Annotated in this window: 15 protein-coding genes; 12 read left to right on the top strand and 3 right to left on the bottom strand. The window is 65.4% G+C overall.

The features are described 5' to 3' along the window. The first annotated feature begins 4 nt into the window (after nucleotides 1-4). From AC3FKH_RS32190 to AC3FKH_RS32175, 4 genes are all read left to right on the top strand, one after another. Nucleotides 5-3,145 (top strand): MdtB/MuxB family multidrug efflux RND transporter permease subunit, encoded by a 3,141-nt coding sequence (locus AC3FKH_RS32190; protein ID WP_488679660.1) that lies wholly within the window; start codon nucleotides 5-7, stop codon nucleotides 3,143-3,145. Further along, nucleotides 3,142-6,453, top strand: a complete 3,312-nt coding sequence (locus AC3FKH_RS32185) for an efflux RND transporter permease subunit (RefSeq protein WP_488679659.1) — start codon at nucleotides 3,142-3,144, stop codon at nucleotides 6,451-6,453. Before AC3FKH_RS32190 ends, AC3FKH_RS32185 begins: the two co-directional genes overlap by 4 nt. An 8-nt stretch (nucleotides 6,454-6,461) precedes the next feature. Beyond that, on the top strand, nucleotides 6,462-7,922 hold the full coding sequence (locus tag AC3FKH_RS32180; protein ID WP_488679658.1) for an efflux transporter outer membrane subunit: 1,461 nt from the start codon (nucleotides 6,462-6,464) through the stop codon (nucleotides 7,920-7,922). 345 nt (nucleotides 7,923-8,267) lie between these two features. After that, nucleotides 8,268-10,562 carry a hypothetical protein gene (locus AC3FKH_RS32175; protein ID WP_488679657.1) on the top strand — a complete coding sequence of 765 codons (2,295 nt, stop codon included), beginning with the start codon at nucleotides 8,268-8,270 and terminating at the stop codon, nucleotides 10,560-10,562. Nucleotides 10,563-11,389: 827 nt separating this feature from the next. Here AC3FKH_RS32175 and AC3FKH_RS32170 read toward each other — a convergent pair. Then, on the bottom strand, nucleotides 11,390-12,292 hold the full coding sequence (locus tag AC3FKH_RS32170) for a LysR family transcriptional regulator (RefSeq protein WP_488679656.1): 903 nt from the start codon (nucleotides 12,290-12,292) through the stop codon (nucleotides 11,390-11,392). A 106-nt stretch (nucleotides 12,293-12,398) separates the two neighbouring features. On the opposite strand from AC3FKH_RS32170, the gene AC3FKH_RS32165 reads away from it, so the two are divergent. The 7 genes from AC3FKH_RS32165 (at nucleotide 12,399) to AC3FKH_RS32135 (ending at nucleotide 19,026) form a co-directional block, all read left to right on the top strand. Further along, on the top strand, nucleotides 12,399-12,851 hold the full coding sequence (locus AC3FKH_RS32165; RefSeq protein WP_483731339.1) for a PACE efflux transporter: 453 nt from the start codon (nucleotides 12,399-12,401) through the stop codon (nucleotides 12,849-12,851). 171 nt (nucleotides 12,852-13,022) lie between these two features. Further along, nucleotides 13,023-14,285, top strand: coding sequence for a flavin-dependent oxidoreductase (locus AC3FKH_RS32160; RefSeq protein WP_488679655.1), 1,263 nt, complete (start codon nucleotides 13,023-13,025; stop codon nucleotides 14,283-14,285). A 57-nt stretch (nucleotides 14,286-14,342) separates the two neighbouring features. Further along, complete coding sequence (locus AC3FKH_RS32155; RefSeq protein ID WP_488679654.1) at nucleotides 14,343-15,503, top strand: ABC transporter substrate-binding protein; 1,161 nt, start codon at nucleotides 14,343-14,345, stop codon at nucleotides 15,501-15,503. 29 nt (nucleotides 15,504-15,532) lie between these two features. Further along, a complete protein-coding gene (locus tag AC3FKH_RS32150; RefSeq protein ID WP_488679687.1) occupies nucleotides 15,533-16,123 on the top strand; it encodes a MarR family winged helix-turn-helix transcriptional regulator in 591 nt (196 codons plus the stop codon). Nucleotides 16,124-16,194: 71 nt separating this feature from the next. Then, nucleotides 16,195-17,712, top strand: coding sequence for a D-alanyl-D-alanine carboxypeptidase/D-alanyl-D-alanine endopeptidase (gene dacB / locus AC3FKH_RS32145; RefSeq protein WP_488679653.1), 1,518 nt, complete (start codon nucleotides 16,195-16,197; stop codon nucleotides 17,710-17,712). Between the two features lie 166 nt (nucleotides 17,713-17,878). Continuing rightward, entirely contained in the window at nucleotides 17,879-18,706 is an 828-nt protein-coding gene (locus tag AC3FKH_RS32140) for an AzlC family ABC transporter permease (RefSeq protein ID WP_488679652.1), read from the top strand. Beyond that, nucleotides 18,703-19,026: an AzlD domain-containing protein gene (locus tag AC3FKH_RS32135; RefSeq protein WP_488679651.1), complete on the top strand. Its 324-nt coding sequence runs from the start codon at nucleotides 18,703-18,705 to the stop codon at nucleotides 19,024-19,026. The genes AC3FKH_RS32140 and AC3FKH_RS32135 overlap by 4 nt, the downstream gene beginning before the upstream one ends. Here AC3FKH_RS32135 and AC3FKH_RS32130 read toward each other — a convergent pair. After that, nucleotides 19,009-20,172, bottom strand: a complete 1,164-nt coding sequence (locus AC3FKH_RS32130; RefSeq protein ID WP_488679650.1) for a helix-turn-helix transcriptional regulator — start codon at nucleotides 20,170-20,172, stop codon at nucleotides 19,009-19,011. The genes AC3FKH_RS32135 and AC3FKH_RS32130 overlap by 18 nt on opposite strands. A 49-nt stretch (nucleotides 20,173-20,221) precedes the next feature. Continuing rightward, nucleotides 20,222-21,328 carry a helix-turn-helix transcriptional regulator gene (locus AC3FKH_RS32125; protein WP_488679649.1) on the bottom strand — a complete coding sequence of 369 codons (1,107 nt, stop codon included), beginning with the start codon at nucleotides 21,326-21,328 and terminating at the stop codon, nucleotides 20,222-20,224. A 341-nt stretch (nucleotides 21,329-21,669) separates the two neighbouring features. On the opposite strand from AC3FKH_RS32125, the gene pgk reads away from it, so the two are divergent. After that, nucleotides 21,670-22,442: phosphoglycerate kinase (gene pgk / locus AC3FKH_RS32120; protein ID WP_488679648.1), on the top strand; the 773-nt coding region annotated here is incomplete at its 3' end.

Here is a 22,442-nt window from a genome sequence, read left to right as displayed (position 1 = left end):
CCGCATGAACCCGTCACGCCTCTTCATCGAGCGCCCGGTAGCCACGGCGCTGCTGATGCTGGCCATCCTGCTCTCCGGGCTGGTGGCCTACCGGCTGCTGCCGCTGTCCGCGCTGCCCGAGGTGGACTACCCCACCATCCAGGTCACCACGCTTTATCCGGGCGCGAGCCCCGACGTGATGACCTCGTCGATCACCGCGCCGCTTGAACGCCAGTTCGGGCAGATGCCGGGGCTCAAGCAGATGTCGTCGTCCTCGTCGGGCGGCGCATCGGTGATCACGCTGCAGTTCGAGCTGACGCTGCCGCTCGACGTGGCCGAGCAGGAGGTGCAGGCGGCCATCAACGCCGGCAGCAACCTGCTGCCGTCCGACCTGCCGATGCCGCCGGTCTACAGCAAGGTCAACCCGGCCGACGCGCCGATCATGACCATTGCCATGACCTCCGACACGCTGCCGCTGCCCAAGCTGCAGGACATGGTCGACACGCGCGTGGCGGCCAAGATCTCGCAGATCCAGGGCGTGGGCCTGGTCACCATCAGCGGCGGCCAGCGCCCCGCGGTGCGCATCCAGGCGAACCCGACCGCGCTGGCGTCGCTGGGCATGTCGATCGACGACCTGCGCACCGCCATCGGCGCGGCCAACGTGAACGGCGCCAAGGGCAGCTTCGACGGCCCGGCGCGCGCGTCGACCATCGACGCCAACGACCAGCTGCGCTCGGCCGACGAGTACAAGCAGATCATCATCGCCTACCAGAACGGCGCGCCGATCCGCATCACCGACGTGGCAGAGATCGTCGACGGGCCCGAGAACAGCCGCCTGGCCGCCTGGGCCGGCGGCAACCCCTCCATCATCCTTAACATCCAGCGCCAGCCCGGCGCCAATGTGATCGAGGTGGTGGACCGCATCAAGACGCTGCTCCCACAGCTACGTACCGCGCTGCCCGCGTCGGTGCATGTGCAGCTGATGACGGACCGCACCACCACCATCCGCGCATCGGTGCATGACGTGCAGTTCGAGCTGTTCCTGGCCATCGCGCTGGTGGTGATGGTCATCTTCGTGTTCCTGCGCAATGTCTCGGCCACGATCATCCCCGGCGTGGCCGTGCCGCTGTCGCTGGTCGGCACGTTCGGCGTGATGTACATGGCCGGCTTCTCGATCAACAACCTGACGCTGATGGCGCTGACCATCGCCACGGGCTTCGTGGTCGATGACGCCATCGTCATGATCGAGAACATCATGCGCTACATCGAGGAAGGCGATTCCCCGATGGCAGCCGCGCTCAAGGGCTCGAAGCAGATTGGCTTCACCATCATCTCGCTGACGTTTTCGCTGGTGGCCGTGCTGATCCCGCTGCTGTTCATGGGCGATGTGGTCGGGCGCCTGTTCCGCGAATTCGCCATTACGCTGGCGGTATCGATCCTGATCTCCGCCGTGGTCTCGCTGACGCTCACGCCGATGATGTGCGCGCGGCTGCTGCGCCACGTGCCGGAGGCACAGCAGTCGCGCTTCCACAAGGCCACCGGGCGCTTCTTCGACAACGTGATCCACCGCTACGGCGTCGCGCTCGAATGGGTGCTCGACCGCCAGAAGGCGACGCTGGTAGTGGCCATCGCCACGCTGGTGCTGACGGTGCTGCTGTACCTGCTGGTGCCCAAGGGCTTCTTTCCGGTGCAGGACACCGGCCTGATCCAGGGCATTACCGAAGCCGCGCAAACCACGTCGTTCCAGGCCATGGGCCTCAAGCAGCAGGCCGCGGCCAAGGTGGTGGCCGAAGACCCGGCCGTGGCCAGCGTGTCTTCCTTCATCGGCGTCGACGGTTCCAACACCACGCTCAACGCCGGGCGCATGTTGGTCAACCTGAAGCCCAAAGGCGAGCGTGAATCGATCGACGTGGTCTCGCAGCGGCTGCAGCACGCGGTGGAGAAACTTGGCGGCATTTCGCTCTATACGCAGCCGGTGCAGGACCTGACGATCGAAGACCGCGTGTCGCGCACGCAATACCAGTTCACGGTGGAAGATCCCGATCCGCAGAACCTGTCGACGTGGGTGCCGCGCCTGGTCGAGCGTCTGCGCCAGGAGCCCGAACTGCGCGATGTGGTCAGCGACCAGCAGAACAACGGCCTGCGCGCCTATGTGGATATCGACCGCGACGCCGCGGCGCGTTTCGGCATCACCACGGCAGTGATCGACAGCGCGCTGTACAGCGCGTTCGGCCAGCGGCTGGTGTCGACCATCTTCACGCAGTCGAGCCAGTACCGCGTGGTGCTGGAGACCATGCCCGAATTCCGCAAGGACCCGCAGTCGCTCGCGGAACTGCGCCTGCCTTCCTCGTCCGGAGGACAGGTGCCGCTGGGCGCGTTCGCGCGCATCAGCGAACGCACGGGGCCGCTCGTGGTCAACCACCAGGGACAGTTCCCGGCGGCGACCATCTCGTTCAACCTGGCACCGGGCGAATCGCTGGGCGCCGCGGTCGACAAGATCAGCAAGGTGGAGCAGGAACTTGGCCTGCCGATCTCGATGCAGACCGAGTTCCAGGGCGCCGCGCTGGCGTTCCGCGCCTCGCTGTCGAACACGCTGTGGCTGATCCTGGCCGCGGTGGTGACGATGTATATCGTGCTGGGCGTGCTGTATGAAAGCACCATCCACCCGGTGACCATCCTGTCGACGCTGCCGTCGGCGGGCGTGGGCGCGCTGCTGGCGCTGCTGCTCGCGGGGCAGGACCTGGGCATCATCGCGATCATCGGCATCATCCTGCTGATCGGCATTGTCAAGAAGAACGCCATCATGATGATCGACTTCGCGCTCGAGGCCGAGCGTGAAGGCGGCATGGCCCCGCGCGAGGCCATCTTCCAGGCCTGCCTGCTGCGTTTCCGCCCGATCCTGATGACCACCATGGCCGCGCTGCTGGCGGCGCTGCCGATGATGCTCGGCACCGGCATCGGCTCGGAACTGCGCCGCCCGCTGGGCGTGACCATGGTCGGCGGCCTGCTGGTCAGCCAGGTGCTGACGCTGTTCACCACGCCGGTGATCTACCTGGCCTTCGACCGCATCGCTTATCGCCTCAAGGACTGGCGCAAGCGCCGCTTCGGCGACCCCGACGAAGGCGGCACGGATGAAGGCGATCCGTCGGCAGCGGGGCCGCGATGAACCTGTCCGCCACGTTCATCCACCGGCCGGTCGCGACGGCGCTGCTCACCATCGGCATCCTGCTGGCGGGAATAGCGGCGCTGCGCCTGCTGCCGGTATCGCCGCTGCCGCAGGTGGACTTCCCGACGATCTCGGTATCGGCCTCGCTGCCCGGTGCCAGCCCCGAGACCATGGCCGCCACGGTGGCCACGCCGCTGGAGCGCGCGCTGGGGACCATTGCAGGCGTGACAGAGATCACGTCCAGCAGCTCGCTTGGCTCGACCCGCGTGACGCTGCAGTTCGACCTGTCGCGTGACATCGACGGCGCCGCGCGCGACGTGCAGGCGGCCATCAACGCGTCGCGCGCGACGCTGCCGACCAGCCTGCCGAACAACCCGACCTACCGCAAGGTGAACCCGGCCGACGCGCCGATCATGATCATCGCGCTGACCTCGCCGACCATGACTCGCGGCCAGCTCTATGACGCGGCATCGACCATCCTTTCGCAGAAGCTGTCGCAGGTGGAAGGCGTGGGCCAGGTGACGATCGGCGGCTCGTCATTGCCAGCGGTGCGCGTGGAACTGAACCCGACCGCGCTGAACAAGTACGGCATCTCGCTCGAGGACGTGCGCAATACCATCAGCGCCACCAACGCCAACCGGCCGCTGGGCACGCTGGAGAACCGCACGAACAACTGGCAGGTGTACGCAAACGACCAGGCGATGAAGGCGAGCGACTACATGCCGCTCGTGATCCGCTACGCCACGCCGGGCACCTTCTCGTCGGCATCGGCCGGAGCGCTGATCGCCAGCACCGCCAACGCCGCAGCCGCGGGCGGCGTGAGCACCAAGGTGGTCAACGGCGTGACCGTGACCACCATCACGACCAGCAGCGGCACGACCACCGTCACCAGCGGCGCCACCGGCGGCAACAAGGCCACCAGCGGACCGAATTCATTCTCCGTGCCGGTGCGCCTGCAGGACGTGGCGAGCGTGGTCGATTCGGTGCAGGATATCCGCAACGCGGGCTCCGCCAACGGCAAGCCTTCGGTGCTGCTGGTGCTCAACCGCTCGCCGGGCGCGAACATCATCGAGACCGTCGACCGCGTGCGCGACATGCTGCCCAAGCTGCAGAAGATGATCCCCGGGGCCATCGCGATGGACGTGATGATGGACCGCACCCCCACCATCCGCGCGTCGCTGCGCGAGGTCGAGCACACGCTGATGATCTCGGTGGCGCTGGTGATCATGGTGGTGTTCCTGTTCCTGCGCAATGTGCGCGCGACGTTCATCCCCAGCGTGGCCGTACCGGTATCGCTGATCGGCACGTTCTCGGTGATGTACCTGGCCGGCTTCTCGCTGAACAACCTGTCGTTGATGGCGCTGACCATTGCCACCGGCTTCGTGGTGGACGACGCCATCGTGGTGCTCGAAAACATCTCGCGCCATATCGAGGAAGGCATGAAGCCGCTCGCGGCCGCGCTGCGCGGCGCGCGCGAGGTCGGCTTCACGGTGCTGTCGATGAGCCTGTCGCTGATCGCGGTGTTCATTCCGCTGCTGATGATGGGCGGCATTGTCGGGCGCCTGTTCCAGGAGTTCGCCATCACGCTGTCGGTGGCCATCCTGGTGTCGCTGGTGGTGTCGCTGACCACCACGCCGATGATGTGCGCGCGACTGCTGCGCCCTGCCGTGCCCGAGGAAGAACAAGGCCGCTTCTTCCGCGCCAGCGAACGCGTGTTCCGCTGGCTGCATGACGGCTATGCGCGCACGCTGGCCGTGGCGCTGCGCTACAGCGCGGTGGTGTGGCTGGTGCTGCTGGCCACGGTGGCGCTCAATGTCTGGCTGTACGTGATCGTGCCCAAGGGCTTTTTCCCGCAGCAGGACACGGGCCGCCTGATCGGCTTCATCCGCGCCGACCAGGCCACCTCGTTCCAGGCCATGCAGCCGAAGCTGGACAACTTCATCCGCATCGTCCAGTCCGACCCGGCCGTGGAAAACGTCACCGGCTTCACCGGCGGCTCGCAGCGCAACACCGGGCAGATGTTCGTCACGCTCAAGCCGCTGTCGCAGCGCAAGGAAAGCGCCGATGCCATCATTGCGCGGCTGCGCATCAAGCTGGCCAAGGAGCCCGGGGCAAGCCTGTTTCTCACGCCCGTGCAGGACATCCGCGTCGGCGGCCGGCAGAGCAGCTCGCAGTACCAGTTCACGCTGCAATCCGACGACCTGCAGGTGCTGCGCGACTGGGAGCCGAAGGTGCGCGCGGCGATCTCGAACATCAAGGGCATCGAGGACGTCGACACCGACACCAATGACAAGGGCCTGCAGACCTCGGTGATCATCGACCGCGACGCCGCATCGCGCCTCGGCGTCACGGCGCAGCAGGTCGATGCGGTGCTCAACGACGCGTTCGGCCAGCGGCTGGTGTCGACCATCTACAACCCGCTCAACCAGTATCGCGTGGTGATGGAACTGAGCCAGGAATACCTGCAGGGGCCGCACGCGCTGAACGACATCTATGTGGTCACCGGCAACGGCCGCCGCGTGCCGTTGTCGGCGTTCGCCACGGTCATGCCTACCAGCACGCCGCTGGGCGTGAACCACCAGGGGCAGTTCGCCGCGTCGACGATCTCGTTCAACCTGGCCGAAGGGTTCTCGCTGTCGCAGGCCACCGATGCGGTCAAGCGCGCCATGGCCCAGATCGGCGCGCCCGAGACGCTGCAGGCCAACTTCCAGGGCGGCGCCAAGGCGTTCCAGGACTCGCTCAAGAGCCAGCCGATCCTGATCCTGGCGGCCATCATCACGATCTACATCGTGCTGGGCATCCTGTATGAAAGCTATGTCCACCCGCTGACGATCCTGTCGACGCTGCCATCGGCGGGCGTGGGCGCGCTGCTGGCGCTGCTGGCGTTCAAGACGGAGTTCAGCATCATCGCGCTGATCGGCGTGATCCTGCTGATCGGCATCGTGAAGAAGAACGCGATCATGATGATCGACTTCGCCATCGATGCCGAGCGGCGCGACGGCCTTTCGCCGCGCGACGCCATCCACCGCGCCTGCCTGCTGCGCTTCCGCCCCATCCTGATGACCACCATGGCCGCGCTGCTGGGCGCGGTGCCGCTGGCCATCGGCCGCGGCGACGGCGCCGAGCTGCGCGCGCCGCTGGGCATCTCGATCGTGGGCGGACTGGTGGTGAGCCAGTTGCTGACCCTGTACACCACGCCGGTGGTCTACCTGACGCTGGACCGCTGGCGCCTGAAAGTGAAGGCCTGGCGCGAACGCCGGCGCGGCGGTCCGCGCGATGCCGCGCCCGCTACCGGCACTGAATCATGAAGATGATGATGAACTCCCTCTCCCGCCTCCTCACCCTTGGCGCGCCTGTGCCGCTGGCCTGCGCGCTGCTGCTCGCCGGCTGCGCCGTGGGTCCCGACTACAAGCGGCCCGATGCGCCGGTCTCGCCCGCGTTCAAGGAAGCGCCTGCCGACGCCGAAGCCTGGACCGGCGAGTGGAAGACCGCCGAACCGCAGGACGCCCATGCGCGGCCACAGTGGTGGCAGGTGTTCGGCGACAGCCAGCTCGATGCGCTGATGTCGCAGGTGCAGATCTCGAACCAGAACATCAAGGCTGCGGAAGCGCAGTACCGGCAGGCGCTGGCCTCGCTGCAGGCCGCGCGGGCGGGCTTCTTCCCGACCGTGGATGCACAGGCGGGCGTCTCGCGCGCGCGCGGTGCGAGTGGCAACACGCTCAATGGTCAGAGTGCGACGCTGGGCGCGACCTGGGAACTGGACGTCTGGGGCCGCGTGCGGCGGCAGGTGGAAAGCAGCGAAGCGAGCGCGCAGGCCAGCCAGGCGGACCTGGCCTCGACCCTGCTGTCGACGCAGGCGACGCTGGCGCAGAGCTATTTCCTGCTGCGCATTGCCGATGCGCAGAAGGCGCTGCTGGACCGCACCGTGGCCGACTATGTGAAGTCGCTGCAGCTGGTGCAGAACCAGTACAAGGCCGGCACCGCGCAGCGCTCCGACGTGCTGCAGTCGGAAACGCAGCTCAAGAGCGCGCAGGCGCAGCAGCTCGATATCCAGATCACGCGTGCGCAGCTTGAGCATGCGATTGCGGTGCTGGTCGGCAAGCCGCCTGCGGATCTGACACTCGGGCAGGCCGATCTCGCCAATGCGCCGCCGCGCGTGCCGGCGGCGCTACCTTCGCAACTGCTTGAGCGGCGGCCCGACATTGGCGCAGCGGAGCGTCGCATGGCATCCGCGAACGCGCAGATCGGCGTGGCGCAGGCTGCTTATTACCCGACGTTGTCGCTGTCGGCCAGCGGTGGGCTGACGGCCAGCACGCTGGCGCGGTGGATGTCCCTGCCGGACCGCGTCTGGTCACTCGGCGCGGGTCTGGCCGGCACGCTGTTCGATGGTGGCCTGCGTAGCGCGGCCAAGGCGCAAGCCGTGGCCGCCTATGATCAGACCGTTGCCAATTACCGGCAGACCGTGTTGGGCGCGTTCCAGGAAGTCGAGGACAACCTCGCCGCGCAGCGGCTGCTCGAACAGGAATCGGTGGTGCAGAACGATGCGGTGCGGGCGGCGCGCTATGCGCTGGCGCTGGTCAATAATCGCTATCGGGCTGGGACGGCAAGCTTGCTGGATGTGCTGGTCGCACAGACTACGGCTTATACCGCTGAACGGACGGCGCTGACGTTGATGGGCAGGCAGTACACGGCTAGCGTGGTGCTGATCAAGGCGTTGGGGGGTGGGTGGCATCAGGGCGAGCCGGAGGATGGTGCGGCCACGGTGGGGCAGCGGTAAAGGCGTCCGGTTTGTCGTAATGGTGCGCATGGCGCAATGCAATCCTCTTATGTGCTGACCGAGCGTTACAAGCACTGTCACTCGGCAACCGGCGCTAATCGCGCCGGTTTCGCCGTGATTCTTGTTTAGCCTAGAAATAGAAAATTCTCAGCAAGAATCGGATTAGCCCTATATCTCTCTGACGCCGACGGCTCCAGGCTGTGGTGACTGCGGCGTCGCACGCTCATGGTCCGTTCGTCGGGGATTTCCCGATACGCGCTTCGGAACCGAGGGCCAAGCCTTTGCGTAGCCAGCGTTGCCCAGCCAACTGCCAGTCAGCGATCAACACCCATTCACCCCTAAGCCATGATCATCAGTCCGCCTTTCCTGCCCGGCCTGACAGCCGAGGCCCTGAACGCCAACGATCCGTCCAGGATCGACCCGATGATGGACGCCGTGGACGGCTTCGAGTTGCCGCACCATGGCGTCTATCCCATTGCCTTTGACCGCCGCTGGCATTGCGGTGTGCACCTGACGCCGAGATTCCAGAATGAGCCTGTGCACGCCATCGCGGACGGTGAAGTGGTTGCGTATCGGGTCTCCCAGAAGGCCATTGCCGACGGAAGGAAAAACGAAAATGGGGCGGAAGCCTTGAACTCCAATACCGGCTTTGTGTTGCTCAAGCACACAACCGAGACTGGCGATGGCAGGACCATCACGTTCTATTCGCTTTACATGCACTTGCTGGATCTCGACGGCATTCGACGGCTGCAGCCGCAACCGAACAATCCGCCGGAGATTGGCACTTCTACGGCGTTACCGAAATGGTTGCTGAAGCCGACAAATGGCGTGCAAGTACCGGCAAAGCAGAAGATCTATCGCAAGGACATGCTCGGGTACCCGGGAGCATGCCATGGCTACTTGCATCTGCACTTCGAGATCTTCATGACCGAGAGCGACTTCACCGCGTGGTTCAGTCAGCCCGGGTATGTGGTCCAGCTCGACAACAAGGCACCCACCACCCCGGCGTCCAGGGACTACTGGGGGCATAGCTACTCTGTCATTCCTCAAGATCAATCCTTTGTGCGCGTACCGCCCGAGGCTATCGGAGCGGCAGCGAAGTACTTTCCGCCGCTACAGGACGGCACACTGCCTGCGGACAGCAACTTGTATGTCGAAGCGTTCTTCCACAAGGGGCAACGCTACACCCGTTCCTGGCTGGATCGGGCCGGCACGATCACATCGCTGACGCCAGTACCTGTGGCGGCTGACAAGGACTACGAGTACGAAATGTATGCGCGCGCCACGGCGCTGTATCCGCAATGCCCGAGCGATGGCTATGAAATGCTCCGGTTCGGCCGCATCCTGCGCGAGCACGCCACTCGATCGGCGGCGCCGCCAAAGACTTGGATTCCCGTGACGTTTGAGGCGGGCAAGCAAGGGTATGTCGACATCAGCCAAAGCACAATCCAGAAGCTCTCGGACGCGGATTTTCCATTCTTCATGGGATGGCAGAAGGTCGAGGAAGGAAATGCGCCACTCAATCAGGATGGCATGTGTGACTTCGATGCGTTGCGCAGGATTGTTGGCGTTGTTGAAGACCTTGAAACCCCTGCCGAACGACTGCGCCCCGAATGGGAACAGGAAGACAAGCTGGCGGCCTACATCCAGACGCATGCCGCAGTGCGTGCAAAGCTGAGAGGGTTCATTTGCCATGCGCCAAGCGAGTGGGATGCAAGCAGCAATGACGCACGATACAGGCGGCTAAATGATCCGGACGGGTTCTTTGGGAGCCGCAAGGCCACCGACCCGGATGGATATGCCAACTTTCTGAGGTTTCATACGCAGCTTCAGTTTATGGACCAGACGCCGCTGGGCGGGGAGAAGAAGTTCTGGTTTTTTCATCCGTTGGCGTTTGTTCGGCATTTCAGAAGATGCGGCTGGCTAAGCCCTCAGGACATCGCTCGCTGCGTACGAAGCACGGTTAGGCAGAATGGAATAGAAGTTGTTAGGCTTGTGATATCTGACATAGTTGTACGCCTGACAAATTCTGGAAATCGAAGGCCTGCGAATCTTCATCCATCCCTTTCATCAATGATGCTTCGATATGGCATCAGCGATGCCCTCAGGCAAGCTCACTTTTTTGGCCAAACATTGCAGGAAACCGGCCGTTTTGAATTTATGGCAGAGGGAGGTGAAGATAAATATTTCGGCAAATATGAACCCGGTACAGATCAGGGCAAGAAGCTCGGAAATACCGAGCTGGGTGATGGATTTCGCTTTAAGGGACGCGGCCTCATTCAACTGACCGGTCGGTTCAACTATATGGCCTACGGAAACTATCGAAAAAAGATCTACCTGTCCGTTGGCGAGGCAGAACAGCTTATGTCCAGTGCTTTCGACACGACTGATGCCGCCGGCTATTATTGGGTGTCCAAGCAACGTTACAAGCGCGAGGACAAGAAACTCGTCGAACTTGGGAAACTGAGCGTCAACTGGTGGGCCGACAAAGGTTCGCATGAATCGGCGCAGAAGGATGTGACGCGTTGCGTCAACCCCGGTTTGATGCATTTCGAATTTCGCCAGCAATACTTTCAGCACGCGTACTTCGCTGTAAACGACGAGATCGTGCGCCCCGCCAATTTCAAACCTGCAGAATGAAACCCATAATTCGTCGTATCATTCTAGGTGCTGCACTATGCATGAGTGCAACCTTATGGGCGGCCCCAAAAAAGGGCGCAGAATTTGGCGAGCCGACGAGGAGTCGGATCGATAAGGAAGTAGAGAATCAATGCGGGGTAGCGTTTCACGCCCCCAATGGGCTTAACATCGCTCTCGTCGAGAAGACCCACGCGCAAACCACAGAAAGATGCGTACTGGCATTAACCAGATCCGGAAATTCGACCGTAGCCTCTCTGCGAGGGGTCAACGAAGGATATTTCGAAGAAGCCGATCTCATCTTGGTCGTAAAGTCGGAGCCAGCAAACGATCGCTTAGAAGAATTCCATTTCTCCCCGCCGCCCTATCCAGAACAACCTGTTAAATATATCAAACAGCCGCTTACGGATATCGCAAAGCGAATGGGGTATTCACAGGAATCAGTGATAAGTTTCAAAGTTACCAGAGGACATAACGGAGTGCCCTATACGGGTAGCGCAAGGGTAACTCAAAGGAATGCAGACGGCGTGCAACTAGAGCGTCGGCGCTTAGACGTTCTTTGGGGAAATAGCAACGTTTCGATAGGAGCAACAGTCTGGTGCACCAAGAATGTGGCTCACGACTGTGAATTTCAACGACTGGTCAAGAAGCTTTTTGGCACATTTCTGGAGACGGACAGTCGATAAGTCTTCTCCTGACAAGGATGGACGGCGCTTAACCAACCGGCTGCCTAATTCCCACCATTGGTATTACAGGACCGCCGGCGCCGCGCTTGGCGTGAATCCTGTCAACAAGCAGCCCAGGGATTGAAGCGCCCCCGAAAAATAGCCCTACCTGCCCCCACCCGGTCGCGGCAATACCTGCCCACATATCCTCTCCCTCAACCACCTCCCCGCCTTCCCCGCAGGCCGCTGTTTAAGCCACACCAGTTCCAGCGCCACCGGCCAGTCCTGTTCCTGGAACGCCAACGGCGGCGATACGAGCTGCGCCGCCGCAGGTGAATTGGCCACAACGTGCCACGGCACGAACGCCCATCCAAGCCCCCGTTTGACCAATTCGACAATCACCCACTGGCTCTCGACCCACCAGACGTCCGATGCTACGCGCAGTCGCATCTTTTCCTCGCTGTCAGTGCGCGTCGCGACCATGAGCTGACGGTAGCGCTTCAATTCTTCCCAGTCGACACGCTGGCCGCCCGCCAGCGGATGGTCCGGCGCGCACAGGATCTTCATCGGCACCCAGCCCAATGCGTGGAAACCCAGCGCGGGCGGCAAAATCTCCTGCCGCCACATGATGCCGAGGTCCGCGCTGCCTTCAATCACCAGCCGGCTGACGTCCTCCATCAAGGGAAACAGCAACTCCAGCTCGACTGCGGGAAAGCGACCGGAAAATTCCTCAAGCAGCATGCCGAGCGTCTCTTCGGGGTACAACTCGTCCACCGCCAGGACCAGCCGCGTCTCCACGCCCTCGCCCAGGCTCATGGCCACGCCACGGAAATGCTCGCAGCGCTCCAGGATCACGCGCGCCTCGACCAGCAGCCGTTCGCCGGCCGGGGTCAGCACCGGATAGCGGCCGGAACGGTCGAACAGCGCATTGCCAATATCGATCTCGAGATTCGCCACCGCCGCGCTGATCACCGACTGAGCCTTGCCCAGCCGACGCGCGGCGGCGGAAAAGGAACCCGTATCGGCGGCTGCGGCGAAGGCCTGAAGCTGGTCAAGGGAAAGGGACATGGCAAGGTCGACGGCTGATATATCGGTTTTAGCGATACTACCTAACTTGGCATTCCCGGCACAGCAGATAGACTCCACCCCATCGCTTCATTTGCAGGAGAGCCTCATGCGCAACACCCGTGACCGGATCCGCCACGCCGTCGGCTTTGAAGTCATCGGCCTGCTGGCATTTGCGCCGCTTGCCAGCGTGGTGTTCGGCTACGAGCTGCACCAGATGGGCCTGATCGGCGCCGTCGCATCGCTGATCGCAGCGGGCTGGAACTACGTCTACAACGTGCTGTTCGACAAGGCCATGCTGCGGTTCACCGGCCAGCTGCGCAAATCGGTCTTCGTGCGCGTGCTGCACGCCGTGCTGTTCGAGCTTGGCCTGCTGGTGGTGTTCCTGCCGTCGGTGGCCTGGTACCTCGATATCAGCCTGGTCGACGCGCTGATCATGGACATTGCCGTGGCTGGCTTCTATATGGTCTATGCGCTGATCTACAACTGGCTGTACGACATCGTCTTCCCGGTGCCGTCGCTCAAGGCGGACAAGCGCGAAAGCGGCGCCGCGCTGGGCTGACATCCGGCTGACATCCGGCTGACATCGCGCCCGCGCCACGCGGGTATTCCCCGACGCCGAGGCGTCTTGCCCGGCCGGATCGAATAGTTATACTCAATAACTAATTTCGAGTCGGCCGGACAAGGCGCCTTTTTGCATGGTCCCGCTGTCGCGCCATGACGGGGACACCACATGAAAATCGCAATCGCCGGCGGCGGCATCGGCGGACTGACGCTGGCGCTGCTGTGCCACCAGCAAGGCATCGAGACTGAAGTCTGGGAGGCCAGCGAAACCCTGCGCCCGCTGGGCGTGGGCATCAACCTGCTGCCGCATGCGGTGCGCATCCTGTGCGCGCTGGGCCTGCGCGACGCGCTGGCCGGGATGGCCGTCGAGACCTCGTCGCTGTCCTATTTCAACAAGTTCGGCCAGCGCATCTGGCATGAGCCGCGTGGCCTTGCCGCCGGCTATGACTGGCCACAGTTCTCGATCCATCGCGGCGAGTTCCAGATGCTGCTGCACCGCACCGCCGTCGAACGCCTCGGCGCGGACCGCGTGCATACCGGCCACGCGTTCGAGTCGGTGCTGAGCACCGGCGCGCACGCCGGCGAGCCGGTGCGCTTCAGCCTGCGGCGCCGGCATGACCAGGCGGAGGTGCAAGCCAGCGCCGACATCCTCGTCGGCGCGGACGGCATCCATTCGGCGGTGCGCCGGCAGTTCTACCCGAGCGGCGACGCGCCGCGCTTTTCGCGCCGCATGCTGTGGCGCGCCGTCACCGAAGCGCCGCCGTATCTCGACGGCCGCTCGATGTTCATGGCGGGACACCAGGACCAGAAGTTCGTCGCGTATCCCATTTCCGAGCCGCTGCGCCGGCAGGGACGCTCGCTGATCAACTGGATCGCCGAGTTGCGCGTTCCAGGCGATGTCTCCGACACGCCGCCGCGCAGCGACTGGAACCGCCAGGTCGACAAGACGGTGTTCCGCGACGCGTTCGCCGGCTGGCAGTGGGACTGGATCGACATTCCCGCGCTGATCGACGGCGCCACCGCCATCTACGAATTCCCGATGGTCGACAAGGACCCGCTGCCGCGCTGGACCTTCGACCGCGTCACGCTGCTCGGCGATGCCGCGCACCCGATGTATCCGATCGGCTCGAACGGCAGCGCCCAGGCGATCCTCGATGCGCAGTACCTGCTCCAGTGCCTGCTCGGCACGCGCGACATGGCCTATGCGCTGCGCGAGTACGAGGCCGAGCGCCTGCCGCGCACCGCCGGCATCGTGCTGCGCAATCGCATGAACGGTCCGGAGCAGGTCATGCAACTGGCCGAAGAACGCGCGCCGCAGGGCTTTGCCGAGATCGACCAGGTGATTCCGCGCGCCGAGCTGGAGGCGATCGCGCTGCGCTACAAGCAATTGGCGGGTTTCGATCCGCAGTCGCTGCAAGCGGCCCGGCGCTGAAGACCGGACAACGGACAAGCGACTCACAACCCATAACAACGAGAGGAGACACCCACCATGACGCCCCTGCGCCCGCGCATCCTTCCCCTGCTGGTCCACTTCGCTGCCGCCGCGGCACTGTCCGGCGCGGCCGGCGTGGCGATTGCCGACGTGACCGTCGGCGTGAGCCTGTCGACGACCGGGCCATCGGCGTCGCTGGGCATTCCGCAGAAGAACAGCATGGCCTACCTGCCGGAACGCATCGGCGGCGAAGCCATCCGCTACGTGGTGCTCGACGATGCGTCGGACCCCACGCAGGGCACCAAGGTGGCGCGGCGCTTCGTCACGGAGGACAAGGTCGACATCATCCTCGGCTCGTCGGCGGTGGCGCCATCGATCGCCATTGCGGAAGTGGCCGATGAAAGCCAGACCGTGCAACTCGCGTTCTCGCCAATCGAACTGAAGCCCGGGCGCGGCGCCTGGACCTTCCGGCTGGCCCAGCCAGTGCGCCTGATGGCGGAAGCGCTGGCCGCCACGGCAAAGGCCAATGGCGTGAAGACCATGGCCTTCATCGGCTTTGCCGACGCCTATGGCGAGACCTGGCTCAAGGACTTCACGACAGCCGCGAACGCGGCCGGCATCCGGCTGGTTGCCACCGAGCGCTACGGCCGGGCCGATACCAGCGTGACGGCCCAGGCCATCAAGCTGATCGCGGCCAGGCCGGACGCCATCATGATTGCCGGCGCCGGCACCGGTGCGGCGCTGCCGCACACCACGCTGCGCGAGCGCGGCTATAACGGCCCGGTCTATCACACCCATGGCGCGGCCACCAGGGACCTGATCCGCATCGGCGGCCGCGCGGTCAATGGCGCCATCCTGCCGGCCGGGCCGGTGATCGTGCCGGAGCAGCTGCAAGCCGGCAATCCGGTACGGCAGCCAGGGCTGGACTATGTCGGCCGCTACGAAAAGCAGTACGGCGCCGATAGCCGCACGCAGTTCGGCGCGCATGCCTATGACGCCGGGCTGGTACTGCAGCGCATCGTTCCGGTGGCGCTCAAATCCGGCAAGCCAGGCACGCCGGAATTCCGCCAGGCGCTGCGCAAGGCGCTGGAGACCGAGCGCGACATCGTGGTGTCGCACGGGGTACTTAACTACAGTGCGCAAGACCACTATGGCTTCGACCAGCGTGGGCGCGTTATGCTGATAATCGAGAACGGCAACTGGAAACTGCTCAAATGAGCCCTGAACCGTCAGACGCCCCTGTCGACATGGCGCCGCATCCGGTCGCCACGGCCGCCGCCGAGCGCGGCACGCCAACGCGCACGCGCGCCGCGGCCCCGCGGCGCAAACCCCGCGAGCCGCTGGCGCCCGATCCCGCGGCGCCCGGGACGGCGGCCGACAGCGGCTTCGACCCGCATGTGCCGGATATCGACTACGGCGTGCTCGACACCCTGGTCGGCTACGCGATCCGCCGCGCGCAGATCCGCATCTACGAGGACTTTGTCGCTTCGCTGGCGCAATGGCAGATCACGCCACCGCGTTTTTCCGCACTGGTGATCATCTCCCGCAACCCGAAACTGAAGCTCACCGAACTGGCGCGCATCCTGGGCATCGCGCGCTCCGGGGCGGTGTTGCTGGTCGATGCGCTGGAAGAGATGAACCTGGTCGCCCGCCGCCCTGCGCCCGAGGACCGCCGCGCCTACAGCCTGGTGCTGACACCGACCGGCAAGCGCACACTCGCGGCCGCGAAGCAGGCGGTCGTCGCCCATGACGCGCACGTGGCCTCGGCACTGACCGAGCAGGAGCAGGCCACGCTCAAGTCGCTGCTCGGACGCCTGGCGCCGCCGCGCACGCAGTAATCGTCGGCGGGTACGGATGGCTGCGATGGCTGCAGGACGTGTCATCCGGCAGCCCCCGGCCATGCGTTAACATGGCCGCCATGCCAAGAAGAATCACCGTGTTTTGCGCGGCCGCCGCCCTGCTGCTGGCCGCCGCCCAGCCTTCCGTCCTCGCCCGTCCCGCCAAGGCCGCCAGGACTTCCGCCAGCACGCGGGCCGATGCCGCGCTGGTGCGCGCCGGCCTGCCGGCCCAGGTCGCCGCGGCGCTGCAGCGCGCGCACGTGCCGGCCAGCGCGGCCAGCTTCTACGTGGTCAAGGTCGGAGCCCCATCGGCGCGCGCGAGCTGGAATGCGCAGCAGCCGATGAACCCGGCGTCGACCATGAAGCTGGTCACCACCTTCGCCGGCCTGCAGCTGCTGGGCCCCGACTACCGCTGGCAGACCTCGCTCTACGCCGACAGCCAGCCGGACGGCTATGGCACCGTCAATGGCAACGTCTACCTGCGCGGACGCGGCGACCCGAAACTGGTGCCCGAGGAAATGGCCAAGCTCGTGGCCAGCGCGCGCGCGGGCGGCGCCACCACGATCAATGGCGACGTGGTCCTCGACCGCAGCTACTTCGCCGACGGCCTGAACGGCAACGGCACCATCGACGGCGAAGTGCAGCGCGCCTACAACGTCGGCCCTGACGCGTTGCTGTACGCGTTCAAGACACTGTCGTTCACGCTGACGCCCGATGACGCGAACCGGTCCGTTGCGGTGACCGTCACGCCGGCGCTCGCGCAGTTGCGTCTCGACAATCGCCTGACGCTGACCAACGGCCGCTGCGGCGACTGGCAATCGAGCGCCACCCCGACTGTGGCGCCGCAAGGGGACGGCACGGTGGTGGCGTCGTTCTCGGGCGCCTACGCGAGCGATTGCGGCGAGCACGTGCTCAATATCGCTGCGCTGTCGCACAGCGAATTCACCTGGGGCGGCTTCGTCGCCGAATGGCAGGCCGCGGGCGGGCGCTTCGCGCACCTGCCGGCGCTGCGCGGCGGCACGGTCCCGCGCGGCGCGGTGCTGCTGGCCCGGCACTACGGCCAGCCGCTGGGCGCGATCGTACGGGACATCAACAAGTACTCGAACAACGTGATGGCGCGCCAGCTGTTCCTGACCATCGGCGCCGAAATGGACCGCGGCGGCCCCGCGAGCACGGCGCGCTCCACGCGCGTGGTGCAGCGCTGGCTGGCCCGCCAGGGCCTGGACATGCCAGGGCTGGTGCTCGACAACGGCTCGGGCCTGTCGCGCGAGGAACGCATCAGCGCCTATGACATGGCGCGGCTGCTGCAGCAGGCGGTGGCCAGCAATGTCGGCCCGACGCTGCTCGATTCGCTGCCGATCCTCGGCGTCGACGGCACGCTGCGCAACCGGCTCACGCGCGCCAACGCGGCCGGCAATGCCTATCTGAAGACCGGCACGCTGCAGGACGTGCGCGCACTGGCCGGCTATGTGGATGCGCTCAACGGCGACCGCTATGTGGTGGTGAGCTTTATCAACCACCCCAATGCGTCGCAGGCGCAGGAAGCGCATGATGCGCTGATGCAGTGGGTGTATCGCGGCGCACCTTGACATGCGCTTGCCAGCCGGCCACGCGGGCCAGCGTGGGGGCCAGCCAACGCTGGCCCCGATTTTGTTAAGTATCCACTTACCAGGGCGGCGTCCGCCCCTATAATGGCGCAATGCCGGCAGCCCCCGCTGCGCCGGCGCCCTCCGCGCAGTTCCCCCGACATTGCCCATGAATTCCCCACAACCCTCGGCCTGGTTGCGCCTCTGGCATCGCATTGCACCCGCCGAGCGCGCCTCGTTTATCGAAGGCGTGCGCTTCTTTGCACCGTCGCTGCCCGCCGTGTTCTCGTGGGGCCTGGTCACGGGCGTGGCGATGAGCAAGTCCGTGATGACGGTGCCCGAGGCCATCGGCATGTCGCTGCTGGTCTATGCGGGCTCGGCGCAACTCGCGGTGCTGCCGCTGTTCGCGGCCGGGCTGCCGTTGTGGACGGTGTGGCTGACCGCGGCCATCGTCAACCTGCGCTTCGTGATCTTCAGCGCGGGCCTGCAGCCGCATTTCAGCTATATGCCGCTGTGGCGCCGCACGCTGCTGGGCTCGTTCAACGGCGACCTGCATTTTGTCTATTTCATGCAGCGCTACAGCACGCCGGGCTACGAGCCCGGCAAGGAAGGCTATTTCTGGGGCATGGCGCTGGCCAACTTCGCGATGTGGCAAACCTCGTCGATCATCGGCATCGTGCTGGCGAGCCTGTTCCCGGACAGCTGGGGCCTGGGGCTGGCCGGCACCATGGCGCTGATCCCGGTGATGTTCGCCACCATCAATTCGCGCTCGACGCTGCTGGCCGTGGTGGTGTCGGCCATCCTCGCGCTGCTGTGCTTCGACCTGCCCTACCGGTTGAGCCTGGTGGTGGCGGTGATCGGCGCCATTGCCGCCGGCATGGCCAGCGACGAGCTGGCCGCGCGCGCCACACTGCGCGGCATCCGCAGCCGCAAGACTTCCGCGCAGGCCACGGGCCAGTCCGCAGTCACGCGGGCGGAACAGGGAGACCAGGCATGAGCCATACGGAAATCTGGATTGCGCTCGCCGGCATGGCGGTGGTCACCATCGTCACCCGCGCGCTGTTCCTCATGGCGGGCGAACACGTGACCGTGCCGGACCGGCTCCAGCGCGCGCTGCGTTACGCGCCGGCAGCCGCGCTCGCGGCCATCATCCTGCCCGACCTGATGACCTGGCACGGCCATTTCACGCTGGCGCCGTCCAACTACAAGCTCGTGGCCGGCATCAGCGCGGGCGTGTTCTACCTGTTCACGCGCCGCATGGTAGGCATGATCGCAATGGGCATGGCGGTCTACACCGCGCTACGCCTGCTCGCCTGAGGGCGCCTGCCCGGCGCCCAGCACCACGCCAAGCCGCGTCAGCAGGTGCGCCAGTTGCGCCTGCGTGCCGGTGCCGGTCTTGGTGAAGATCGCCTTGAGCTGCGTGCGGCTGGTCTCGCGCCGGATGCCGAGCTGCTCGCAGGCCTCCGGCAGGCCGATGCCCGTGGTCAGCAGCATGGCCAGCCGGATCTCGGCGGGCGTGAGTCCGTACAGTTCGCGCAGCACGCCGGCAATGCCCATGGCCTGCGCGCCGGCCTCATGCACCGCAACCAGCACGGCCGGGTGCTGCCAGTCGACGGCAAGATGGTGGGCCACCGGCAGTGGCAGCACCACGACCTGGGCCTCGCGGCCGTCCGGGCCGGTCGCGCGCAGCGCCTGCGCCGGCTGCACGATGGCCGGATCGACGGCAGCGCGCAGCACCTCGGGGAACGGTCGCGACAGCCGCCATTCTTCGGCCTTGACCGATCCCGCGGCGGCGCCGGCCCCAAGCGCCACAATGGGCAGCAGCCGGCGGCTCCACGCCTCGCCGGCCTGGTTCGCCAGCAGGACCTGGCCGTCTTCGGTAAAGACAATCACGGCAAAGGGCAGCCGCTCCAGCAACTCCGCCGAGACATGCGCGAGCGTCGACACCTGGCGCGTGCGGTCGCGCAGCGCGATGGCGTGGCGCACATGCGGAATGGCCCAGTCGAGCGCTCGTGCATCTTCGGTCGAATAGCGCGCACCGCCCTGTGGCCGCTGCAGGGACAGGAAAACCTCGTAGTGCGGCTGCCGCTCGATCAGGCAGGCCATCAGCGACGACAGGCCGTACTGCCGGAAGAATTCGCCATAGAACGGCAGGCTGCGCATGGCCTGCTCGCCCAGCTCGCGCGAGTCGATGTACCAGTCGCCCACGGTCAGCTGCGAGACGAACGGGATCGCCGGATCCAGCGCCTCGTAGTAGTCGCGGTAGGCGGCGACTTCTTCGGGCACCGGGTTGACCACCTGGTTGACCAGCACGCGGTCGCGCACCGTATCGCGCACCACCAGCGCCGCGTGGATGCTGCCGCTGGACTGGCACAGCGCGGCCAGGCTGCGCTGCCAGGCATCGGCATCAAAGATGCCCTGGTAGAGCGCGCGAATGGTGTCGTGCATCTCGTCTTCGTTCATTGCCTTTCCTGCTTGTTCTTGTCAGGGCAATTGCCGGGCCGCGGCGGGTTCAGTCCCCTTCCAGAGCCGCCGCCAGCCGGGACAGCAGGTGCGAAAGCTGCGCCTGGCTGGTCGTGCCGGTCTTGTGGAATACGGCCTTGAGCTGGGTGCGGGCGGTCTCGTGACGGATGCGCAGCTGCTCGCTGGTTTCGGGCAGGCCCTGCCCGGTGACCAGGGCGGTGGCAAGGCGGGTCTCGGCCGGCGTGAGGCCGTACAGTTCGCGCAGCACCGTGCCCAGCTTCGGCGGCGTGGGGCCGTCTTCATGCACGACCACGAGCGCGGCCGGCTCCTGCCATTCGGAGGCGAAGGCGTGTGCCGGCGGCAGCGGCAGCACGATCACCTGCGCGCCGTTGCCGTGGCCGTCGGTGGCGCGCGCGGCCTGCGCCGCGGCGGCGCGCTGCGGATCGCAGGCGGCCTGCAGCATCTCGTCGAACGGGCGCGACAGCGTCCATTCCGATACCTTGCCGGCCGGGTCCAGGCGCCTCGCCCACTGCTCGCCGGCGCGATTGCCCATCAGCACCTGCCGCCGCGGCGACATGACCAGCAGCGCGAAGCTCAGGCGCTCCACCAGCTGCGACGACAGGCTGGCCAGCGTCGACAGGCTGTGCGTGCGGTCCCGCAGGGCCATGGCGCTGCGCATGTGCGGGATCGCCCACGCCAGGCCGCGCGCATCGTCGGTCGAGAACACCGGCTGCGACATGGCGCGCTGCATCGAGAAATAGACCTCGTAGTGCGGCTGGCGCGCGACCAGGCAGGCCACGTAGGAACGCAGGTCGAAGCGGTTGAAGAAATCGCGGTAGAACGGATGGCGCGACATGGCGCCCTCGCCCAGGTCGCGCGCGTCGATATACCAGTCGCCCGGCTTCATGCGCGGCGCGAAATGCTTGGCCGGATCGATGGACTGGAAGTTGCTCTCGTATTCCCCGAACAGCTCCACCACCGGATTGACGATCTCGTTGACGGTGACCTGGTCGCGCACGGTATCCCACACCATCATCGATGCGTGCGCGGTACCTGCCATCTCGGTCAGGGTGCGCAGGCTCCCTTGCCACGCACCAGGGTCAAGAATGCCCTCGTACAAGCCACGGATCGCTCCATGCATGTCCGCTTCGTTCATCTGCTTCCCCTGCATTCACGACGAATTGTCCGCCCGGCAGGCTTGTGGCTTGCCCGGTGGCTTATTGTTGTTATGGCCGCTGTAGACCGGCTCTGTGCTCCTACGTGTCTGACAATGCAGACTTTGCATACATTACCGCACTCGGGGCACGAGCACGATATACCCGGCACCCTGCTTTGGTGGGGAGCAATGTCGGCCAGCACACCTTCCAGACCAGGCATATGCATGAACAAGCACATCAAAGGTGCAGGTTGGTCCGGAATCGTCTAGGCAATGACCACGATCAGGTAAAATGCTTGTTTCCCCGAAATTTCAGCGAAATCTCGCGCCATCACACCGTCATGACCTCCGTCCTGCGTCTATCCGACCTCATCTCCCAAGGCAAACTCTCCGGCAAGCGTGTCTTCATCCGCGCCGACATGAATGTGCCGCAGGACGACGCTGGCAATATCACCGAGGACACCCGCATCCGCGCGTCGGTGCCCGCCATCGAGGCCTGCCTGGCTGCCGGTGCCGCGGTGATGGTCACCTCGCATCTGGGCCGACCGACCGAGGGCGAGTTCAAGCCGGCCGATTCGCTGGCGCCGATCGCCAAGCGCCTGTCGGAACTGCTCGGCAAGCCGGTGCCACTGGTGCAGAACTGGGTCGATGGCGTGCAAGTCGCGCCGGGCCAGGTGGTGCTGCTGGAGAACTGCCGCGTAAACAAGGGCGAGAAAAAGAACAGCGACGAACTGGCGCAGAAGATGGCCAAGCTGTGCGACGTCTATGTCAATGACGCGTTCGGCACCGCCCACCGCGCCGAGGCCACCACGCATGGCATCGCCAAGTACGCCCCGATCGCCTGCGCAGGCCCGCTGCTGGCTGCCGAGATCGACGCGCTGGGCAAGGCCCTGGGCCAGCCGGCGCGCCCGCTGGTGGCGATCGTGGCCGGCTCGAAGGTGTCGACCAAGCTGACCATCCTGAAGTCGCTGGCCAGCAAGGTGGACAACCTGATCGTCGGCGGCGGCATCGCCAACACCTTCCTGCTGGCCGCCGGCCTGAAGATCGGCAAGTCGCTGGCCGAGGCCGACCTGGTCGCCGACGCCAAGGCCATCATCGACATCATGGCCGCGCG

Source organism: Cupriavidus sp. 21MJTG02-4, from assembly GCF_057798975.1.
The sequence above is the reverse complement of the archived record's forward strand: the minus strand, read 5'-3'. Positions and strand labels throughout refer to the sequence as shown.

Bases quoted from the DNA above. Each gene is read 5' to 3' on its own strand.
- AC3FKH_RS32155 (WP_488679654.1), top strand. From the start codon at position 14,343: ATGACGCCCCTGCGCCCGCGCATCCTTCCCCTGCTGGTCCACTTCGCT.
- AC3FKH_RS32175 (WP_488679657.1), top strand. From the start codon at position 8,268: ATGATCATCAGTCCGCCTTTCCTGCCCGGCCTGACAGCCGAGGCCCTG.
- AC3FKH_RS32165 (WP_483731339.1), top strand. From the start codon at position 12,399: ATGCGCAACACCCGTGACCGGATCCGCCACGCCGTCGGCTTTGAAGTC.
- AC3FKH_RS32170 (WP_488679656.1), bottom strand. From the start codon at position 12,292: ATGTCCCTTTCCCTTGACCAGCTTCAGGCCTTCGCCGCAGCCGCCGAT.
- AC3FKH_RS32150 (WP_488679687.1), top strand. From the start codon at position 15,533: ATGGCGCCGCATCCGGTCGCCACGGCCGCCGCCGAGCGCGGCACGCCA.
- AC3FKH_RS32125 (WP_488679649.1), bottom strand. From the start codon at position 21,328: ATGAACGAAGCGGACATGCATGGAGCGATCCGTGGCTTGTACGAGGGC.
- dacB (WP_488679653.1), top strand. From the start codon at position 16,195: ATGGCCGCCATGCCAAGAAGAATCACCGTGTTTTGCGCGGCCGCCGCC.
- AC3FKH_RS32135 (WP_488679651.1), top strand. From the start codon at position 18,703: ATGAGCCATACGGAAATCTGGATTGCGCTCGCCGGCATGGCGGTGGTC.
- AC3FKH_RS32190 (WP_488679660.1), top strand. From the start codon at position 5: ATGAACCCGTCACGCCTCTTCATCGAGCGCCCGGTAGCCACGGCGCTG.
- AC3FKH_RS32160 (WP_488679655.1), top strand. From the start codon at position 13,023: ATGAAAATCGCAATCGCCGGCGGCGGCATCGGCGGACTGACGCTGGCG.
- AC3FKH_RS32130 (WP_488679650.1), bottom strand. From the start codon at position 20,172: ATGAACGAAGACGAGATGCACGACACCATTCGCGCGCTCTACCAGGGC.
- AC3FKH_RS32140 (WP_488679652.1), top strand. From the start codon at position 17,879: ATGAATTCCCCACAACCCTCGGCCTGGTTGCGCCTCTGGCATCGCATT.
- AC3FKH_RS32180 (WP_488679658.1), top strand. From the start codon at position 6,462: ATGAACTCCCTCTCCCGCCTCCTCACCCTTGGCGCGCCTGTGCCGCTG.
- AC3FKH_RS32185 (WP_488679659.1), top strand. From the start codon at position 3,142: ATGAACCTGTCCGCCACGTTCATCCACCGGCCGGTCGCGACGGCGCTG.